Source organism: Arthrobacter castelli DSM 16402 (assembly GCF_000430705.1).
Lineage (GTDB): Bacteria > Actinomycetota > Actinomycetes > Actinomycetales > Micrococcaceae > Arthrobacter_C > Arthrobacter_C castelli.
This window is the reverse complement of record NZ_AUMN01000001.1, coordinates 198265-217270: the sequence shown is the minus strand read 5'-3', so window position 1 is coordinate 217270 and position 19006 is coordinate 198265. Positions and strand designations below refer to the sequence as shown.

22 protein-coding genes are annotated in these 19006 nt (G+C 64.0%); 16 read left to right on the top strand and 6 right to left on the bottom strand.

Features of this window, described 5'->3' with window-relative positions:
• Positions 1–3 precede the first annotated feature (3 nt).
• From H535_RS22760 to H535_RS0101140, 3 genes are all read left to right on the top strand, one after another.
• A complete protein-coding gene (locus tag H535_RS22760; protein WP_081416355.1) occupies positions 4–981 on the top strand; it encodes an alpha/beta fold hydrolase in 978 nt (325 codons plus the stop codon).
• A 57-nt stretch (positions 982–1038) separates the two neighbouring features.
• Positions 1039–1683: a dienelactone hydrolase family protein gene (locus H535_RS0101145; protein WP_026818086.1), complete on the top strand. Its 645-nt coding sequence runs from the start codon at positions 1039–1041 to the stop codon at positions 1681–1683.
• Positions 1684–1916: 233 nt separating this feature from the next.
• Complete coding sequence (locus H535_RS0101140; protein ID WP_026818085.1) at positions 1917–2891, top strand: serine/threonine-protein kinase; 975 nt, start codon at positions 1917–1919, stop codon at positions 2889–2891.
• Positions 2892–2981: 90 nt separating this feature from the next.
• Here the strand turns inward: H535_RS0101140 and H535_RS0101135 are convergent, their stop codons facing one another.
• Positions 2982–3227, bottom strand: coding sequence for a hypothetical protein (locus H535_RS0101135; RefSeq protein WP_026818084.1), 246 nt, complete (start codon positions 3225–3227; stop codon positions 2982–2984).
• Between the two features lie 166 nt (positions 3228–3393).
• Between H535_RS0101135 and H535_RS0101130 the strand changes: the two genes are divergently transcribed.
• The 10 genes from H535_RS0101130 (at position 3394) to H535_RS0101080 (ending at position 11479) form a co-directional block, all read left to right on the top strand.
• Complete coding sequence (locus H535_RS0101130) at positions 3394–3876, top strand: hypothetical protein (RefSeq protein WP_026818083.1); 483 nt, start codon at positions 3394–3396, stop codon at positions 3874–3876.
• Positions 3873–4190 (top strand): transcriptional regulator, encoded by a 318-nt coding sequence (locus tag H535_RS0101125; protein ID WP_026818082.1) that lies wholly within the window; start codon positions 3873–3875, stop codon positions 4188–4190. The genes H535_RS0101130 and H535_RS0101125 overlap by 4 nt, the downstream gene beginning before the upstream one ends.
• A 155-nt stretch (positions 4191–4345) precedes the next feature.
• A complete protein-coding gene (locus H535_RS0101120; protein WP_026818081.1) occupies positions 4346–4585 on the top strand; it encodes a ribbon-helix-helix domain-containing protein in 240 nt (79 codons plus the stop codon).
• The gene (locus tag H535_RS0101115) at positions 4585–4884 is read left to right on the top strand and encodes a type II toxin-antitoxin system PemK/MazF family toxin (protein ID WP_026818080.1); all 300 of its coding nucleotides are present in this window, start codon (positions 4585–4587) and stop codon (positions 4882–4884) included. The genes H535_RS0101120 and H535_RS0101115 overlap by 1 nt, the downstream gene beginning before the upstream one ends.
• 169 nt (positions 4885–5053) lie before the next feature.
• Positions 5054–6499 (top strand): fumarylacetoacetate hydrolase family protein, encoded by a 1446-nt coding sequence (locus tag H535_RS0101110; RefSeq protein ID WP_026818079.1) that lies wholly within the window; start codon positions 5054–5056, stop codon positions 6497–6499.
• The gene (locus H535_RS0101105) at positions 6496–7182 is read left to right on the top strand and encodes a GntR family transcriptional regulator (protein WP_026818078.1); all 687 of its coding nucleotides are present in this window, start codon (positions 6496–6498) and stop codon (positions 7180–7182) included. Before H535_RS0101110 ends, H535_RS0101105 begins: the two co-directional genes overlap by 4 nt.
• Positions 7182–8126: a 4-hydroxy-tetrahydrodipicolinate synthase gene (gene dapA, locus H535_RS0101100; protein ID WP_026818077.1), complete on the top strand. Its 945-nt coding sequence runs from the start codon at positions 7182–7184 to the stop codon at positions 8124–8126. The genes H535_RS0101105 and dapA overlap by 1 nt, the downstream gene beginning before the upstream one ends.
• A gap of 27 nt (positions 8127–8153) precedes the next feature.
• Positions 8154–9692 carry a 5-carboxymethyl-2-hydroxymuconate semialdehyde dehydrogenase gene (hpaE, locus tag H535_RS0101095; protein WP_026818076.1) on the top strand — a complete coding sequence of 513 codons (1539 nt, stop codon included), beginning with the start codon at positions 8154–8156 and terminating at the stop codon, positions 9690–9692.
• A 161-nt stretch (positions 9693–9853) separates the two neighbouring features.
• The gene (gene hpaD / locus H535_RS0101085; RefSeq protein WP_026818075.1) at positions 9854–10927 is read left to right on the top strand and encodes a 3,4-dihydroxyphenylacetate 2,3-dioxygenase; all 1074 of its coding nucleotides are present in this window, start codon (positions 9854–9856) and stop codon (positions 10925–10927) included.
• A gap of 282 nt (positions 10928–11209) precedes the next feature.
• Positions 11210–11479: an MBL fold metallo-hydrolase gene (locus H535_RS0101080; RefSeq protein ID WP_026818074.1), complete on the top strand. Its 270-nt coding sequence runs from the start codon at positions 11210–11212 to the stop codon at positions 11477–11479.
• An 18-nt stretch (positions 11480–11497) separates the two neighbouring features.
• Here H535_RS0101080 and H535_RS0101075 read toward each other — a convergent pair whose 3' ends face one another.
• Positions 11498–12379: a DNA-formamidopyrimidine glycosylase family protein gene (locus H535_RS0101075; RefSeq protein WP_026818073.1), complete on the bottom strand. Its 882-nt coding sequence runs from the start codon at positions 12377–12379 to the stop codon at positions 11498–11500.
• A gap of 103 nt (positions 12380–12482) precedes the next feature.
• Between H535_RS0101075 and H535_RS22755 the strand changes: the two genes are divergently transcribed.
• From H535_RS22755 to H535_RS0101060, 3 genes are all read left to right on the top strand, one after another.
• Positions 12483–13400, top strand: coding sequence for an MBL fold metallo-hydrolase (locus tag H535_RS22755; RefSeq protein ID WP_051298290.1), 918 nt, complete (start codon positions 12483–12485; stop codon positions 13398–13400).
• A gap of 104 nt (positions 13401–13504) precedes the next feature.
• The gene (locus H535_RS0101065) at positions 13505–14086 is read left to right on the top strand and encodes a TetR/AcrR family transcriptional regulator (protein ID WP_211236495.1); all 582 of its coding nucleotides are present in this window, start codon (positions 13505–13507) and stop codon (positions 14084–14086) included.
• Positions 14083–15021 carry an EamA family transporter gene (locus H535_RS0101060; RefSeq protein ID WP_026818071.1) on the top strand — a complete coding sequence of 313 codons (939 nt, stop codon included), beginning with the start codon at positions 14083–14085 and terminating at the stop codon, positions 15019–15021. The genes H535_RS0101065 and H535_RS0101060 overlap by 4 nt, the downstream gene beginning before the upstream one ends.
• A gap of 34 nt (positions 15022–15055) precedes the next feature.
• On the opposite strand, the gene H535_RS0101055 is transcribed toward H535_RS0101060, so the two are convergent.
• The 4 genes from H535_RS0101055 to H535_RS0101040 all read right to left on the bottom strand — a co-directional run bounded on the left by H535_RS0101055 (position 15056) and on the right by H535_RS0101040 (position 18784).
• Positions 15056–15448 (bottom strand): hypothetical protein, encoded by a 393-nt coding sequence (locus H535_RS0101055; protein WP_155838457.1) that lies wholly within the window; start codon positions 15446–15448, stop codon positions 15056–15058.
• A 10-nt stretch (positions 15449–15458) separates the two neighbouring features.
• Positions 15459–15923: a hypothetical protein gene (locus H535_RS0101050; protein ID WP_026818069.1), complete on the bottom strand. Its 465-nt coding sequence runs from the start codon at positions 15921–15923 to the stop codon at positions 15459–15461.
• Positions 15923–17380 (bottom strand): MFS transporter, encoded by a 1458-nt coding sequence (locus H535_RS22750; RefSeq protein ID WP_051298288.1) that lies wholly within the window; start codon positions 17378–17380, stop codon positions 15923–15925. Before H535_RS22750 ends, H535_RS0101050 begins: the two co-directional genes overlap by 1 nt.
• Positions 17381–17446: 66 nt before the next feature.
• Entirely contained in the window at positions 17447–18784 is a 1338-nt protein-coding gene (locus tag H535_RS0101040) for an MFS transporter (protein WP_026818068.1), read from the bottom strand.
• Positions 18785–19006: the final 222 nt, after the last annotated feature.

The following is a 19006-nucleotide window of genomic DNA, read 5'->3' as shown; positions in this document are numbered from 1 at the left end:
GCGATGACGGCACAGGAGTCCGCCGGCGGAGAGCCGACCACGGTGAGCGCCGAGTCGACCCAAACAGTGGAGGGCAGGCAGGCCGGACTGCACGTGGAATTCCACGAGCCTGCCGGGTCTCCGCGCGGCGCGGAGCGCCTTGGTCGACCACCGGCGGTCGGTGATCGAGTAAGCGAGGAACGAGCGCATCGAGATCGCGAGCGCGCCCCGGTGGTCGACCAAGCGAGCGCCAGCGAGCGCGCGGAGACCCGCCCGGAGACCCGCCCGGTACTGCTGCTGCATGGGTTCGCGTCGTCGTCGAAACTGAACTGGCACGACGCCGGATGGCTGACCGCACTGACCGGCGCCGGCCGGCGGGTGATCAGTGTCGACCTTCCCGGCCACGGACACAGCGCTTCGCCCGAAGACCTGGACGCATATACGCCCAGCCGGATGCGTGCCGACATTCTGCAGGTACTCTACGACGCTCACGTCTCCCCCGTGGCCGATGATGATCCGACGTCGGGGGTGGACATCATCGGATACTCGCTTGGCTCCCGGCTGGCTTGGGAGTTTGGCGCCACCCAGCCCGAGTTGGTGCACCGGATGGTCCTCGGCGGTCCGTCCACGGATGATCCGCTGGCGGACTTCGACCTGGCGGCCGCCCAGCAGTATCTGGCTGACGGCACTGCAATGGCCGATGAGCGCAGCTACAGCCTGTTGAAGATGGCCCAACTGGTGCCGACCAACGATATTTTTTCGCTGCTGAGCATGATTCAGGCGATCAAAACCGAGCCATTCGTACCCGCCGAGGCGGTGCCCCACATGCCGATGCTGCTGGTGGCCGGGGAGAAGGACGAGTTGGCCGAGACCATGCCCCGGCTTGCCGGATTGAGCGCGAACGCGCGGACGCTGGTGCTGCCGGCCCGCTCCCACACCAATGCGGTGACATCGCGGACCTTCAAGAACGCAGCGGTCGATTTCCTCGCCGCTGGAGATTAGCCGGGACGGAGCCGGAATCCGCGCCGGGACCTGACGGGAACAGACGGGAGGTTTTCGATGGACACGCTTTCCTTGCAGGTGGACCAAGTGGAATTGGCTGCCGACCTGCATCCGGTTCCAGACGCAAACGGCCTGGTGGTGTTTGCCCATGGCAGCGGCAGCAGCAGGCGCAGCCCGCGCAATGTCTTCGTCGCCGAACAACTCCAGCAGGCCGGTTTCGCCACGCTGCTGTTCGACCTGCTGACAGCCGCTGAGGAACGCCGTGACGGACTGGACGCGTCATTGCGCTTCGACATCGACCTGCTCGGCGGGCGGCTGACTGACGTGGTGGACCAGGCCCCACGGCTTCCGGAGGTTGGTGGTCTGCCGATCGGGCTTTTCGGTGCGAGCACGGGGGCGGCTGCCGCACTGCGCACCGCCGCGGACCGCCCGGATCTGGTGAAATCCGTGGTCTCCAGGGGCGGGCGCCCCGACCTGACGGGAGATGCCCTGGAAAGGACCCAAGCGCCGGCGCTGCTGCTGGTTGGCGGCCGGGACCATCAGGTGATCCTGTTCAACGAAGCCGCCGCCGGTCGGATGCCCGTGGAGCCGGAGCTGTCGATCGTCGATGGCGCTACGCATCTGTTCGAAGAACCCGGCGCGCTGGAGGAAGTGGCTCGCCGGGCCACCGGTTGGTTCGGCTCGACACTGGCCAGGCAGTAGCGCGCAGTAACCGCCGGACCACGTTATACTGGTATGCGGGCCGTTCCAAGACAGTGGACGCCCTTCGGTTATTCCGGTCTCGAACCGCAACGGCGTTCAACCCCAGGGCAGTCACATCGGTAACACCTCTGCAATGGAATCGTTAGGGTCCTGAGACGCGTATGCCATGGCAGCTGCGCTAGGATAGCCGTAGTTATCAGTACACTTAGCGTTATTAAAGGGCCAGAGGTCTCGTGGATTTGTTACTGGGTGGGCGATATCGCGCGCACGATCTTTTGGGCACCGGCGGAGGCGCCACGGTGTACCACGCCGCCGACGAGTCCCTGGGCAGGGATGTGGCGGTGAAGATGTTCGCCCCCGCCACAGCCGATGACGACGATTACCGGCGCCAGCACACCGAAATGCAGCTGCTCGCCACGCTGAATCATCCCGGGCTGGTCACCCTCCATGACGCGGGCCTGCACACCGACGACGACGGCGCCATCGCCAGTTATCTCGTGATGGAACTGGTTGACGGCCAGGACCTGCGCAAATGGCTCAAGTCCGGACAGTTGGACCCGGTAACCATCGCGGAATTGGGCGCCGATCTGGCCGATGCCTTGAACTACATCCATCACAACGGGGTCATCCACCGCGACGTCAAGCCCGCGAACATCCTGATTTCAGGCGAGGACGAACAGGACACCCGGCTGACGGCCAAGCTGACGGACTTCGGTATTGCCAAGGTAATGGAGTCCACGCTGGCCACGGCACAAGGAGCGGCACTGGGCACTGCCAACTACCTCAGCCCCGAACAGGCCGAAGGCGTGCAGGTTGCACCCCCATCCGACATCTATTCACTGGGACTGGTGCTCCTCGAGTGCCTCACCGGGGAAAAGGCATTCCCCGGTCCAGTGGTGGAAGCAGCAGTTGCGCGGCTGCTGCGCGACCCCCTGATTCCTTCCGCCCTGGGACCCGGCTGGTGCGATTTGCTGGAACGGATGACACATCGGGACCCGCAGCAACGCCCCGAAGCCCACACCGTGGCATTGACCCTGCGCGACTGGACGCTGCCCCACGATGAGGAACCGAACCTCCATGCCGGCAGTGCCAGGCCGTCACCGGATCACCCGGACGACCCGCACACCGGCGGCAACTCGACCGGAAACGTGCATATCCCCAGCCCACCGAACCGGGCACCGAGCATCGGTACGGCATTTTCCCCCTGACCAGGTTCATGCGTTCAGTGTGACCGCGTCGCTTCCTGTCGTGAAGTGAAGCTCACTGGTTGAGCGCAGCGCCGGCCCAGGCCGGCAAGCTTAGTAGCCGAGCGCCGTGCCTACAGGAACAACCAGCCAAGCGAGCAACATACCGGTTCCGATGTATATGCCATACATGGCCCACTGGTTGTAGAAACCTTCTTGCGCGGACCACCGCTTCGCCACAATGCTGACCGGTAAACCGACGGGCGGGAGAAAGAACGCCACGATGAGTCCGATAACCCCCATGGGCTGGTACGGGTCAGTGATGGTTCGCTGTTGGCGACCAACGGGTATTGAGCTCACTCTTCGATTCTTCCTGCCTGCTCGTCCGGACTCTTCGTCCAGACTCCACCCTTGTTGCCCTTGTCGATGTGTGTTGCCAGTGTACGCGACCGGGACAAGGCTCTGGCTTCCACAGGGGCACCTGAGTCGCTTGCCATTACGGCAAGCCATTTATAGACTTGCCGTAATGGCAAGCGACTCAGAATCCAACAGGATCTCCCCTGCTGCGGCCCGGGAATCACTCGCGGGGCTCGACGCGGACCGGTCCCGGCTGGCCGGACGTATGGTCACGCCGTGGTGGTATTACCCCGCGCTGGGGCTGATCACCGTGCTTTTGGTGACGGCTCCGGCTCTGGACGGCACGATGGCGAGCATCCTGATGGCGATCGTCGTCATCGCCGCCGTGACTGTGCCGTCCATTCACGCTCGCCTGCACGGCGTCAGGATTTCCGGGCCGGCAGGCAAGGGAACCCGGACCATCGGCTTCAGCCTGGCCGGCATAGTCGTGGTGTTGATGCTCGCATCATTGAGCATCAACATCTTCGATATCCCGACCTGGTGGGCTCTGCTCCCCGCTATGGGTGCGTTCCTGGCTGTCGCATTGCTGGGCCCCCGGTATGATCGGCATTTACGCCGCGAACTCGGCGAACGCACCGGGGCGCGTCCGTGACTGCAGACGCAGGACCGGCCTTTGACGATATTGTTCATTCGCCTGTGCGGCTGAGGATTTGCGGGATACTCCACCGGGTGGATCGAATCGAGTTCCACGTGCTTCGAACAACCATGGAAATCACCGACGCGCACCTGTCGAAGAACCTGAAAATCCTTGTAGAAGCCGGGTATGCAGCCGTGACAAAGGAAGCGTCCCGAACGCGAGCTGATGCTCGACGCCTCACCTGGATCACAATCACCCAGGAAGGAAAGAAAGTCTTCGATCAACACGTCAAAGCGTTAGAGAACATCGCCAACGGGATACCCTCATGAGCACCCTGCGGACATCGCCACCGACTGGACACCGGGGATGGAACCATCCGGGAATGGTTGTATTTATACCAGCGGTTCCCCTCCGCCGAATCTACACGGCTCCGCTGCGTCTTTAGCATGCATAAGCGTGCATCCCAATCCGGTATCATTATGGTATGAGTAAGCAGATAGCCGTGCGGTTGCCCGAGGATCTGGTCGCCTTTCTTGACAGTCTTGTCACACACGGGCGGGCTCCGAGCAGAGCCGCAGCAGTCGCCCATGCGGTGGAACGGGAACGCCGAAACGAGATCGCAGCCCGCGATGCCGCCATCCTGGCGCGCACGAAGGGCGATGTTGACGACCTGGATGCGCTGGCCGATTTCGCCGTTGCAACCCCGATGGAAGACCTCGACTGATGCGGCCAATCCATATGGCCCAACTCGACAAGATGCGACCCGTGCTCATCCTTACCCGCGAGTTGGTGCGCCCGCATCTGACGCGGGTCACGGTCGCCCCAATCACGAGCACCATCCGCGGACTGTCGACCGAGGTACCTGTTGGGCGCGATAACGGCTTGGACCATGAAAGCGTCGTCAGCTGCGACAATCTCACCACCGTCCCGGCCTCCACGCTGCGCCGAAAAATCGGGTACTTCCTGCCCCACCAGGAACTTCAACTGGGCGAAGCGATCTGCACTGCGTTCGACCTCTACTAATCACCCGTTGATCCGCGCCTCGCTATGCCACGCCAGCCGTCGGCGCCGGCCCTCCCTTCATGAAAGAAATCCGCCTCAACTCCATCGCGCGGGCCCTTGACGTGACCGCCCGCACACGGTTAACTGATCGTATACGATTTTATACATCACCAACGGAAGCAGGGAACATATGGAGCAGGTGTCCGCGCAGACCATTTCCGACGCCGGTAAGGTCATTGCCGTCCACATCAATTATCCGAGCCGTGCGGCGGAGCGGGGCCGGACGCCGGAGCAGCCCTCCTACTTCCTCAAGCCCGGCTCGTCGCTGAGCTTGTCCGGCGGCACCGTGGAACGCCCCGCCGGCTGTGAACTGCTCGCCTACGAAGGCGAAGTTGCACTGGTGATCGGCACCCGCGCGCGCCGGGTGAGCCTCGAGGACGCCTGGGGCCACGTCGGGTACGTGACCGCCAGCAACGACCTCGGCGTCTATGACCTGCGCTACGCGGACAAGGGCTCCAATTTGCGGTCGAAGGGCGGCGACGGTTTCACCCCCGTCGGCCCGGGCCTGATCCCCGCCGCCGACGTCGACCCCGCCTCGCTGCGGGTGCGCACCTGGGTTAATGATGCGGTGGTGCAGGACGACACCACCGACACGCTGCTCTTCCCCTTCGCCCGGCTGGTCGCGGACCTGTCGCAGCTGCTCACCCTCGAGCCCGGCGACATGATCCTGACCGGCACCCCGACCGGAGCATCCGTGGCCCAGCCCGGCGACGTCGTCGAAGTTGAAGTCGACTCCCCCGCCGCATCGTTGTCCACCGGCCGGCTTTCCACCACCGTGACCCAGTCCGAGGTGCCGCTGGCTTCCTTCGGCGCCGGTCCCAAGGTCAACGACTCCGAACGTGAGGCTGCCTACGGAGCCGGCCAGGTCCCGCAGCCGGAACCGGTGTTGACGGCTGCCTTGAAGGACAAGCTCGCCTCGGTCGCCACGGCGACCCTGAGCTCGCAGCTGCGCAAACGCGGCCTGAACAATGTCAGCATCGACGGCCTGCAGTCCACGCGTCCGCAGCAGCGCATCGTGGGCCAGGCCCGCACCCTGCGCTACATGCCCAACCGCGAAGACCTGTTCAAGGCCCACGGCGCCGGATTCAACGCCCAGAAGCGGGTCATCGACTCGCTGACCGACGGCGATGTGCTGGTGATGGAGGCCCGCGGGGATAAGAGCTGTGGCACCATCGGAGACATCCTCGCGCTGCGTGCCCAGGTCAATGGGGCTTCCGCGGTGATCACCGACGGCGGCGTGCGCGACGTCGAAGCCGTCGCCGAACTGGACATGCCCACCTTCTTCGCCAGCGCCCACCCGGCCGTGCTCGGCCGCAAGCACATCCCATGGGATATCGACGCCACCATCGGCTGCGGCGGCGCCACCGTGCAGCCCGGCGACATCATCGTCGGAGACTCCGACGGCGTACTGGTGATCCCGCCGGCCATTGCCGAAGAACTCGCCGACGACTCCGTCGAGCAGGAACGCCAGGAAACGTTCATCGCCGAAAAGGTCGCGGCCGGACACAGCGTCGACGGGCTCTACCCGATGAACGCCGACTGGAAGAACACGTACCAACAGTGGGACGGCTCATGAGCCTCGCGGCGAATGTGGAACCGGCACCGGGCAGCAAGTCGGAGCGGGCCTATGACGCGATCAAGGCCAAAATCGCCGACGGCAGCTACGGTGCCGGCTACCGCCTGGTGCTCGGGCGGATCGCCAAGGACCTCAACGTCAGCGTGGTGCCCGTCCGCGAGGCGATCCGCCGGCTCGAAGCCGAAGGGCTGGTGACGTTTGAGCGAAATATCGGCGCCACTGTGGCGGGCATCGACACCGGCGAGTATCTGCACACCATGCAGACGTTGAGCATCGTCGAGGGAGCGGCCACCGCGCTGTCGGCCCCGCTGGTCAGCGACGCCGATATCGCCGCCGCCCGCCGCATCAATGAACAGATGCGCGACTGCCTGGATCATTTCGATCCGGTGCGATTCACCTCGCTGAACCTCGAATTCCACTCGGTGCTGTTCACCCACTGCCCCAATCCACACATCCTTGACCTGGTGCACCGCGGATGGGACCGGCTGAACACCATCCGCGCCTCCACCTTCAACTACGTACCGGGCCGGGCCCGCGAATCGGTGGCCGAACATGAAGAGCTGCTGCAGCTGATCGAGTCCGACGCCGACGTCGACACCATAGAACGCGCCGCACGGAACCACCGCGCGGCCACCCTGACCGCCTATTTGAACCACGCCGAAACATCCGTCGAAGGAGCATGATGAAATTCCGCAACGATCCGCAGACCCACCTGAAGGGCGCGCTGGCCGCCCTGTTCACTCCGTTCACCGACTCCGGCGAGGTCGACCATGACAGCCTGCGGAACATGATCCGCTGGCAGCTGGCCAACGGCACCGACGGCATCACCATAGGCGGCTCCACCAGCGAGCCGGGCGCGCAGTCCGTCGAAGAACGCGCCGCGGCCATCCGCACCGCCGCCGACGAAATCGGCGACCAGGCACCGCTGATGCCCGGAACCGGCACCGCCAAGATGTCCGAGACGCTGGAACTGACCGCCGCCGCCGTCGACGCCGGCGCCGACGCGGCCATGATCATCACCCCGTACTACGCCAAGCCCACGCAGGAGGCGCTGTACCAGTGGTTCGCCACCGTGGCCCGCGAATTCCCGCAGATGCCGCTGGTGATCTACAACGTGCCCACCCGCACCGCCGTCGACATTTCCCCGGAAACCGTCGCCCGGTTGTTCAAGGACTTCGACAACATCGTCGGCATCAAGGAGACCACCAAGGACTTTGAGCACTTCTCCCGGGTGATGCACGCCGCCGGCCCTGAGCTCATGGTCTGGTCCGGCATCGAACTGCTGTGCCTGCCGCTGATGGCCCTCGGCGGCGTCGGCTTCATCTCCGCCCTGGGCAACATGGCACCGAAGGCAGTGGCCGACATGTACGACGCCTGGGAGGCCGGCGACTTCGCCAAGGCCCGCGAGATCCACTACGGCGTGCACCCGCTGGTGGACCTGCTGTTCGCAGAGACCAATCCGGCGCCGTCGAAGTTGGTGATGGCCCAGCGCGGCCTGATCGCCTCCGAGCACGTCCGCCTGCCGCTGGTCGCCCCCACCGATGCGGGCCAGCGCAAGATCAAGGCGCTGCTCGACGAAGGCGCCGAGTACATGACCAGCGTCGACGGCTTCCAGATCACCAAGTAATCACCGGCACCACGTAAGGAGAGTGGCATGACACAGAATACGACTCAGACCGCGCAGACAGCAACGGAACACTTTGTCCCCGACAACCTGCCGACCAACCTGAAGCACTACATCGCCGGTAAGTTCGTTGATTCGGCCGACGGCGGCACCTTCGACATCCTCGACCCGGTCACCAACCAGCCCTACTGCACCGCCGCGTCCGGCCAGCAGGCCGACGTCGACGCCGCCACGGCAGCGGCCAAGGATGCCTTCGCCAACGGCCCGTGGCCGACGATGAAACCGCGCGAGCGGGCCAACGTGCTGTACAAGATCGCCGACGCCGTCGTCGCCCAGGAGGACCGGCTGGCGGAGATGGAGACCTTCGACACCGGCCTGCCGATCACCCAGGCCCGTGGCCAGGCACGGCGTGCGGCGGAAAACTTCCGGTTCTTCGCCGACCTGATCGTCGCCCAGCACGACAACGCCTTCAACGTCCCCGGCTCGCAAATGAACTACGTCAAGCGCAAACCAATCGGCGTTGCCGGGCTGATCACCCCGTGGAACACCCCGTTCATGCTCGAATCCTGGAAGCTGGCTCCGGCCATCGCATCCGGCTGCACGGTGGTGCTCAAGCCCGCCGAGTTCACCCCGCTGTCGGCCTCGCTGTGGGCGCAGATCTTCGAAGACGCGGGACTGCCCGAGGGGGTGTTCAACCTGGTCAACGGCTTTGGCGAGACCGCCGGCGATGCGTTGGTCAAGCACCCGGACGTGCCGCTGATCTCGTTCACCGGCGAATCAACCACCGGCCAGACGATCTTCCGCAACTGCGCCGAGGGCCTGAAGGGCATGTCCATGGAGCTGGGCGGCAAGTCACCGGCCGTGGTGTTCGACGACGCGGACTTCGATGCCGCCATCGACTCCACCCTGTTCGGTGTTTTCTCGCTGAACGGCGAGCGCTGCACCGCCGGTTCGAGGATCCTGGTCCACCGCAGTATCTACGACAAGTTCTGCGAGAGGTATGCGGCCCGTGCGAAGAACATTGTGGTCGGCGACCCGCACGATCCCGATACGCAAGTCGGCGCGCTGGTGCATCCCGAGCACTACGACAAGGTGATGTCCTACGTCGAGATGGGCAAGAGCGAAGGCAAACTGCTCGCTGGTGGCGGCCGCCCGGAGAACCTGCCGGCCGGCCAGGAGAACGGCTCCTACGTGGCCCCGACGGTCTTCGCCGATGTTGCCCCCGACGCGCGGATCTTCCAGGAGGAAATCTTCGGTCCCGTCGTGGCAATCACCCCGTTCGACACCGACGAAGAGGCCCTGGAACTGGCCAACAACACCAAGTACGGGCTGGCTGCCTACATCTGGACAAACGACCTGAAGCGCGGGCACAACTTCGCGCAGTCGGTGGAGGCCGGCATGGTGTGGTTGAACAGCCACAACGTGCGCGACCTGCGTTCCCCCTTCGGCGGGGTGAAGGCCTCCGGCCTGGGCCACGAGGGCGGCTACCGTTCCATCGACTTCTACACCGACCAGCAGGCCGTGCACATCACCCTCGGCGACGTGCACACCCCGAAGTTCGGCGCCTGACCTCGGTCAATAATCCACCGGTGGTCGACCACTCCAGCCCGGTCTCGATGCGGCGCGGAGCGCCTTACTCGACCAACGCACCGGCGGTCGAGTAAGCGAGGAACGAGCGCACCGAGACCCGCGCGGAGACCCGGAGAGCCCAGCAGAGAAAAGAGCACACCATGAGTGATTCCATCCCCACCCCCACCATCGCGCCGCCGGATATTGTCCGGTCCGCGTACATGGATATCGTCGTCACCGATCTGGCCAAGTCCAGGGAGTTCTACGTGGGCCTGCTGGGCCTGCATGTGACGACCGAAGACGAGAACGCGATCTACCTGCGCTCCTTCGAGGAGTTCATCCACCACAACCTGGTGCTGCGCGCCGGGCCGATTGCCGCCGTCGCCGCCTTCTCCTACCGCGTCCGGACTCCACAGGACGTGGACCAGGCCGAGGCGTACTACCAGGAGCTCGGGTGCCGCACTGAACGCCGCACCGAGGGGTTCAGCAAGGGCGTCGGCGACTCCGTGCGCGTGGAGGACCCCCTCGGGTTCCCCTACGAGTTCTTCCACGAGGTCGACCACGTGGAGCGGCTGACCCAGCGGTACGACATTTACAGTGCCGGCGAACTGGTGCGCCTGGATCACTTCAACCAGGTAACCCCGGACGTACCCAAGGGCCGTAAGTACCTCGAGGACCTGGGGTTCAAGGTCTCCGAGGACATCAAGGACAGCGACGGCGTCACTTATGCGGCCTGGATGTATCGCAAGCAGACCGTGCACGATACGGCGCTGACCGGCGGCGACGGCCCGCGGATGCACCATGCGGCCTTCGCCACCCACGAGAAGCACAACATCATCCAGATCTGCGACAAGATGGGTGCACTGCGCATCTCCGACCGGATCGAGCGCGGACCGGGCCGGCACGGCGTCTCCAATGCGTTCTACCTGTACATTCTCGACCCGGACGGCCACCGGATCGAGATCTACACGCAGGACTACTACACCGGCGACCCGGACAATCCGACGATCACCTGGGACGTCCACGACAACCAGCGCCGCGACTGGTGGGGCAATCCGGTGGTTCCCAGCTGGTACACCGACGCCTCACTGGTGCTGGACCTGGACGGAAATCCGCAGCCGGTTCTCGAGCGGAGCGAATCGCGGGAGATGGACGTCACGGTTGGCGCCGATGGCTTCTCCTACACGCGTGAGCCGGGCGAAGAGCGCGGCTTCAAGGTCGGCGAGCAGCTCTAAAGGAGGCTAACTCCAGTACCCACCGAAGCACCCCTCAGCAGAAGATGTGCGCCCGGCAAACCCTGCAGCCCGGCGCACATCTTCTGCTGTTTCGTTTAAATGCAGGTTTGCACAATCCCGACCCCGTCTCCGCCGTCCGCCCCGTCATCGCCGTCACTGCCGCTCCTATATAAGCAGACCTGATATTGAAGCATAGTTTTAACAGTTTTACAGGTGTTCGGTTCGTATTCATGATGGTGACAGACGTGACGCACACCATAACCATTGAGACGAAGGGTGCATATGCCTCCCCACAATTCCGACGCCCGCCCCCGGGTCATCACCCTCGGCACAGCCGGTGGCCCCCGCTGGTGGTCCGGCCAGACCGCCGGACAGCGGGCGGGCATCGCCACCGCCATTGTCGTCGGCGACAGCACATACCTGGTGGATGCAGGCCACGGGGTCGGACGGCAGCTCTCCCTGGCGGGACTGCCCGTCGGCTCGTTGCGGGGCATATTCGTAACCCACCTGCACTCGGACCACACCATCGATCTGGCCAGCCTTGCCACCTGACAAGCCCGCCCGCCGGTGCTATTTGAGAAATTTCGAGGTGCGCCGGTCAGCCAATGGTTTGCCGCCGGTCTGGCAGGTCGGGCAATACTGCAGCGCGGAATCCGCGAAGGACACCTCCCGCACGGTATCGCCACACTCCGGGCAGCTCTCACCGGCCCTGCCATGGACACGCATATTCCGCCGCTTGGCATCCTTGAGTTCGGCGGCCGGGCGCCCCGATGCCGCTTCGAGGGCGGATCGCAGCAGCTCCTGCATGCTCGAGTAGAGGGTCGTCACCTGTTCGTCATCGAGGGACGTGACCAGTGTGAACGGAGATAAGCGTGCCGCATGCAGAATCTCGTCGCTGTAGGCGTTGCCGATTCCGGCAATGACGGATTGGTCCCGCAACAGCCCCTTGACCTGGCCCCGGTGCCCGACGATGATCGCGCCAAATGCGTCGCGGTCCAGCTCCAGCGCATCCGGGCCAAGCCTGGCCACACCGGGGACCTGGTCCAGCGACTCCACCAGATACGCAGCCACGGATTTTTTGGTGCCCGCCTCGGTGACATCGAATCCGGCCTCGGGGGCGGCCGACGTCGAACATCGCACCCGCAGCGCAATCACCCCCTTGCCCGGCCGCAGTCGCCCCGGTTTGAACTCCTCAGACCAGCGCAACCATCCCGCCCTGGCCAAATGGATCACCAGATAGAACTTCCCTGCCTGCACGGCAATGAACTTTCCCCAGCGCTCGACGGCGGCCACCTCCAGTCCGCGCAACGACTCAACCGGCACGCCGGCCGTCTTCAGCACAGAAAAGGAAACTATCTCGACGTCGGACAGTACGGCGGGCTCGCCGTCATCGGGTACCAGTTTGCGGCGCAGGAATTCGACGAGTCCGGCCACTTCGGGCATCTCGGGCATCCCCTTAAGGTACCAGCAGCGCCCCACCCCGCTGGATAGACCGCAGCCTTTCAGCCACCGCACCCTATCGACATGCGGCAGCATTGACCGTAGGCTCCTCCCTATGGCCGACCCTGACCCGGATTCCACCGCCGCTATGCCCGCCGAGCTCAATCTTGACGTGCAGTGGATCGACGGGACGGACCCGGACGAGCCGTCGTACCAAACCCATCAGCTGGAGGCGCACACCTTCGTTATCCGGCAAAGCCTGCGCCTCAGCCCCGAAGGGCCCTTCATCTTCCTGCTGTTCGGGGCATCGAGGGCACTGCTGCTTGATACCGGTGCCGCCAAGGGGCCGGCCGCCTCGCAGCTGCGGTCCGTCGTCGACACGTTGATCGACGACTGGCTCACCGCCCATCCGCGTGAAAATTACGAGCTGCTGGTTGCCCATTCGCACGGTCACGGAGACCATACCGCCGGCGACGACGAGTTCATCGAGCGGCCCCGGACAACCGTGGTGCCCGGTGAGCTGGATTCCGTTGTTGAGTATTTCGGTTTCGCGCAATGGCCCGCCGGAACTGCCACCCTGGACCTGGGCAGTCGGGAGTTGTTGGTGATTCCGTCTCCTGGCCACCAGGCGGCCGCGGTTACGTTTTACGACCCGTGGACCGGCCTGCTGCTGACCGGCGACACCGTATATCCGGGACGGCTTTATGCCCCCGACATGGGCGCCTTCGCCTCAACAATCGACAAGCTCGTCGATCTGGCTGCCCACCACCCCGTGAGCCACCTCCTGGGCTGCCACATCGAACTGCCCCGCAAGCCCGGTGCAGATTATCCGCTCGGGGCACGCCGGCATCCGGATGAGCGGCCGCTGACCATGAGCGTTCCGCAGCTGCAGGCGCTCCGGAAACTGGCAGCCGAATGCGTCGACAATCCCGGCGTCCACGCCACCGATGACTTCATTGTCTACAGCGGCATGAGGAGGCGGGACCAGCTGAAACTCCTCTTCCGTTCCATCGGCTCCCCGCTGCGGAAATAGCGCCGTTCGATCTGAATCATGCCACAGATGACAGAAACGGCCTGAAATTGGCGTGCCTTACCGTAGTAGGTAGACTGGTCTACCTACCAAGTATGAGGTGTTCGATGGATGAAGTAATCAGTCGGGAGCGTCCGGCGCGTGAACGGCTGCTGGAGGCCGCTGCGGACTTGTTCTATGCCCACGGGATGGTGGGCACGGGCATCGATGCGATCACTGCGAGGGCCGGCGTGGCACGGAAGAGCCTGTACAACAATTTCACGTCCAAGGACGACTTGATGCTGGCCTACATCCAAGCCCGGCATCAGGAATGGATGGAGCTATATGAGCGGCGCCTGACGGCCGCGCAGACCGCCCGCGACCGAGTGCAGGCGGTGTTTGACGCATACATCGATCATGCTGAAAAGGCTCACACCCACGGGTTTCGCGGCTGTGGGCTGCTCAACGCCGCTGCTGAACTGCCTGTTGGTGCGGCGGGGCGCGTGGCTGTTCGTCAACACAAGGAAGTGGTCGAGGCGATCCTGACCGATCATCTGGCCGGGCTCCTTGGCAACCGGGAGGCCGCGGTTCTTGCCGAGCAGATGGCCTTCCTCCTCGAAGGGGCGGTGTCCCGTGCCGGTCTTGAAGGATCGTCACAGCGGCTAATGCGCGCCCGGATGATTGCCACCTCGCTGGTGGATGCTGCGTGAGGCAACAGTTGATCGCCATCGGTGCGATCACAGTCGCTTCGATTTTGTGGGGCACTACTGGCACCGCCGCCAGTTTCGCTCCCGAGGCTGGACCATTGGCGATCGGAGCCGCCGCCTTGGGCGTCGGAGGCGCCCTGCAGGCACTCGTCGCTCTCCCGGCATTGCGCCGGGCCGGCGGACAACTGCGTGCCAACCTGCCGTTGGTCTGTTCCGGCGGGTTAGCGGTGGCGATTTACCCACTCACGTTTTACAGCTCGATGCATCTGGCCGGCGTGGCGGTCGGCACAGTGGTGTCGCTCGCCTCAGCCCCGCTTGCGTCAGGGGTCTTGGAACGATGTGTGCAGCACGTCCCGCTCAGCCGGTGGTGGTTGATCGCCGTCGCCCTCGGGATCGTCGGCAGTGCCCTTCTCTGCTATTCGAAGATGACCTTCGCCACTGGCGATTTCGGGTCGACTATTGGTGGAATCATCCTCGGCCTCGTCGCCGGAACCAGCTATGCCGGCTACTCGTGGGCAGCCCATCGCCTGATGAATCGAGGCATCGGCCGGGCTGCCTCAATGGGCGCAGTGTTCGGCACGGGTGCCCTCCTGCTGCTTCCGGTCCTCCTCCTCAAAGGTGCACAACTGACCGTCACTTCCGATGCGTTTATGGTCTCGGTGTACATGGCTCTGATTCCGATGTTTCTGGGGTACCTTCTGTTCGGCTACGGGTTGACGCGTATCACTGCCAGCACCGCCACGACTATCACCATGAGTGAACCCGCTATCGCCGCGATCCTTGCAGTGACCATCGTTGGCGAACGCCTCACCACCATTGGCTGGGTCGGATTGGGCGTTATCGCCTTGGTGCTCGCAGTCCTGTCCTGTGCGCCCGCCAACGCCTCCACTGCACGAGCCGGAAGACCGGGCACCGCGCGTGAGGTCATCAGCACCTGACCTCGGGTTACCCGGATTCTGCGGCCCGCCTGCATCATTGACCGTCCCTGCGGGACGGGTCCTGGACAGGCCACAGCACTGCTCCGGCCACTGCTCCCGTGCACAGAGCCGCCGTGGATACGATGTCCGAAGCTCCCGGCGTTCCGAGGAACAACAGCGACAATCCCATCACCGCCAGCGACCCGCCAATCAGGATGATGTACCTCAAGGGACTGGGCACCAGCCTCGTCAGGCTGCGAGGTCCGTACCAGTGACCAATCAGCAGTCCCACCGGCCAGGCAGCCACTGCGGTGGCACGGAGCAGCTCAAAAAAGTCATTGAACACGCCTCCGGGAATGGTTTGGGTGACGATGACGTCCAGCAGCAGCAACAGCAGCGGCCCCAGGGCAAGGCCGATCGTCGTCATCGTAGCCCGTGTCATTGCCATGGGTCCCCCTTCACCCGACCGGCCACAACAGGGCGCCGGAGATCAGCCCGCCGACCACGATCAGCCAGGACGGGACGGGGCGGATATATTGCCGGCAGAGGTGAGTGCCAACCACCACCACGAACGTCACCGCCAGCAGCACCACCTTCCCGTCAGCGCCGAGCACGTCGAGACCGTCGAACGGGTGGAACCAGCGGCCGGCAAAGATACCGAGCGTCCACGGTATGACGGCCATCTGACGGCCGCCCTGGCGCAGCAGCTCGCTGAAAGTATTGCCTTCGACGGCGTCTATCGCGGCAGGCACATCCAGCACAATCAGCGCAACGACCAACACACAGGCCAGCCCGGCCAGCAAGGCCGCCCCGCCGGAGGATTGCAGCAGGAAATCTGCGAATACTCCCACTGCCGCGGCCGCAGCCACCGGCAGGAACGCCACCAGAATGGATACCCGGTGCCATCGGGTCGGACGTTCCATTAGACCACCGCCGCGTTGTGCCGCTGCCTGCGGTGCAGGTCATGGAAAGCCACCGCCAGGGCCAGCAGGATGATCAGGCCGATGACGACGAACCCGGCCGTGATTGCCGCAGCCCAATTACTCATGCCCAGCACGGCGAAAGCCACCGCGGTGATCATGGCGATGCCGACGGAGGTCCCGATACGTTGGCCGGTCTGCATGATGCCGCCGGAGCTTCCCGCATATTGCAGCGGCACCTCAGCGAGCGTCAACGTCTGGTTGGGGGTCACCACTGCCCCCTGGCCGACACCCACCAGACCGAGGCTCGCCAACAGCCACCACTCACTTGCCATGCCGGCAGCAGACAGCTGGATGACCAGTATGCTCAGCGCCAGACCGGCCAAGGCGCACAGCATGCCGGCGATCACCAGCGTGCGTCCGTAACGCAGTACAACCCTTCCTCCCCAGTTGGCCGCGACAGCCCCCAGGATGGCACTGGGAAGTCCCACTGTCCCGGCGGCCAGCGCGGAGTATCCCTGCCCCTGCTGCATATACAAGGCAACCAGGACGAAAATGCTCGTCATACCGGTGAAGTACAGGCTGATCAATAAGGCGCCGTTGGTGAAGCTGGACGTCCGGAAGATCGCCAGGTCGACCATGGGGCTGTACCCGGACGCCTTATAGCGACGCTCCCATAGCATCCACAACACGACGAGCATTGCGCTGACCGGCAACAGCGCCCACACCCACGCTGATCCCCGGGTTTCCACGAATGGCAGCAGCACCGTCAGCACCGCCAGGCCCAACAGCAATGCGCCAATGGGATCGAAGTCCTTCGAACGCAATCGTGCCGCATCCGGTGTACGCCGGTTCCGCAGCGGCCGGGGGAACCAGCGCAGTGCGAGGACCACGGCGGTGATGCCAACGGGAAGATTGACCAGGAAGGTCCAGCGCCATCCGTTCTCCGGTCCGCCGAGTTCGATCAGCAAACCTCCCAGCAGCGGGCCGACCGCCACTGACAAGCCCACGACGGTGCCGAAATAGCCAAATGCCTTACCCCGCTCCACGCCCTGGAAATAGTGCTGGATCATTCCGATTGCCTGCGGGTTGAGCAGTCCGGATCCAATGCCCTGAACGAAGCGGGCAATGTTCAACGACACCGGGTCGGGTGCCAGCCCCGCAGCGACCGAAGAGACGGTGAATATTACGACACCTGCAATAAAGATCGGTCCCCGGCCGAAAATATCGCCCGCGCGTCCGGCTGCCACCAGCACGATGCCGAAGGTCAAGGCGTACCCGGACAACACCCATTGGATGTCCGAACGGCTTGCTCCAAGTCCTTCCTGGATCGACGGGAGCGCAACATTGACGATGCTCACTCCAACCAGCGACATGAAGATAGTCACCAGCAGAACAGAAAGCACCCGCCAGCGTGCCGGGTGCTGCGTTCCTGGGGCCGGATTATCGTCGATGCTCACGTGTCTATTTCTACCCCGTCCGGGGTACAGCCCAAAGTCACGCACCCGGCACGTGGGTGGAACGGCTTAGCGCCCGGCGTGCGGGTGGACTTCCTCCACCCGCAGGTTGTTGCCCTTTGTCTCCCCCGCCACCATGGCGGCGATCCCGGAGATGAGCGCCAGGACCATAATGTAGAGCGCGATGGAGCCGGACCAGCCGGTGGTGCCCAGCAGCGCATCGGCGATCAGTGGCGCAAATGCCCCGCCGAAGACGGCACCCATGGCATAGCCGATCGATATTCCCGAATAGCGCACGCCCACCGGGAAGAGTTCGGCGAACATTGCCGACATCGGACCGTACGATATGCCCAGGCCCGCAGCCAGCACGATCAGGGCCAGCGCGTACAGCCAGATGTTGTTCGCGTCGATCATCAGGAACAGCGGGATCATCCACACGAAGATGATTCCGTAACCAATCTGCTGGCACCGCACCCGGCCGATCCTGTCCGAGAGCACCCCGCCGTACATGGTGAAGACCAGCCAGCTAAAGGCTCCGACGAGGGTGGCGGCCAGCACCGACGTCGGCTCCATCCCGACTTCGCGCTGCGCATAGGTCGAGAAGTAGGCGATCAACAGATAGCCGGCGGCATTGTTGGCGATGAAGATCAGCGCCGTGAGCAAAAGCGGCCTCTTGTGCTGGCGGAACAGTTGCCCCAGAGGAGCCGAGGACTCCTTCTTGCGCTCCTGCATCTCCTTGAACACCGGGCTTTCCGCCACCCGGGACCGGATGATGTACCCGATCACGATCAGCACGACGGAGAACAGGAACGGGATCCTCCAGCCCCAGGCCAGGAACTGCTCCTGGGTCAGGGCCCCGCGAAGCAGCAGGATCACCAGCGTCGCCAGAATCATGCCCACCGGCACCCCGATTTGCGGGTAGGCGCCCCAGAATCCGCGTTTCTTCAACGGTGCGTGCTCGACGGCCATCAGGGCGGCGCCGCCCCACTCGCCGCCGGCGGAGAAGCCCTGAATGATGCGCAGCACGATCAACAGAATCGGAGCGGCAAGACCGATTTGCCCGTAGGTGGGAATCAGGCCGATCAGCGCGGTCGCCGATCCCATCATGACCAGGGTCAGCACCAGCGTCGCCTTCCGGCCGATGCGGTCGCCGAGGTGGCCGCCCACGACCGCACCCAGCGGGCGGAAGAAGAAGCTGATACCTAGAGAGGCCCAGGACACCAGCTGGGCGAGCCCGTATTCCTCCAGGGGTTTGAAGTAGATGCTGGCAAAGATAAGCCCGGCAGCCTGGGCGTAGATGAAGAAGTCGTACCACTCGATGGTGGTACCGACCATTGTTCCGGCAACGACCTTGCGGTCCTCTGCCGACATGCGCTGCCGTCCCCCGACGGCGGATGACGATGACATGGAAAACTCCATTGATTGGGGAGCAGAATGGTCTTCACAACCAACTGAATTACTGAAAGAACGGTCAGTCAGTGTGACTCAGCACATAATACATGCTGGTGAACTCAGGCACAGCCCGGGGCGCGCTTGTAACCCAGATCATATGCATCGTATAGTCTTCACCAGCGATTGTTCAATAATAGAAAGACGAATTCTAATAGCGAACACGCACCCACGACAGGC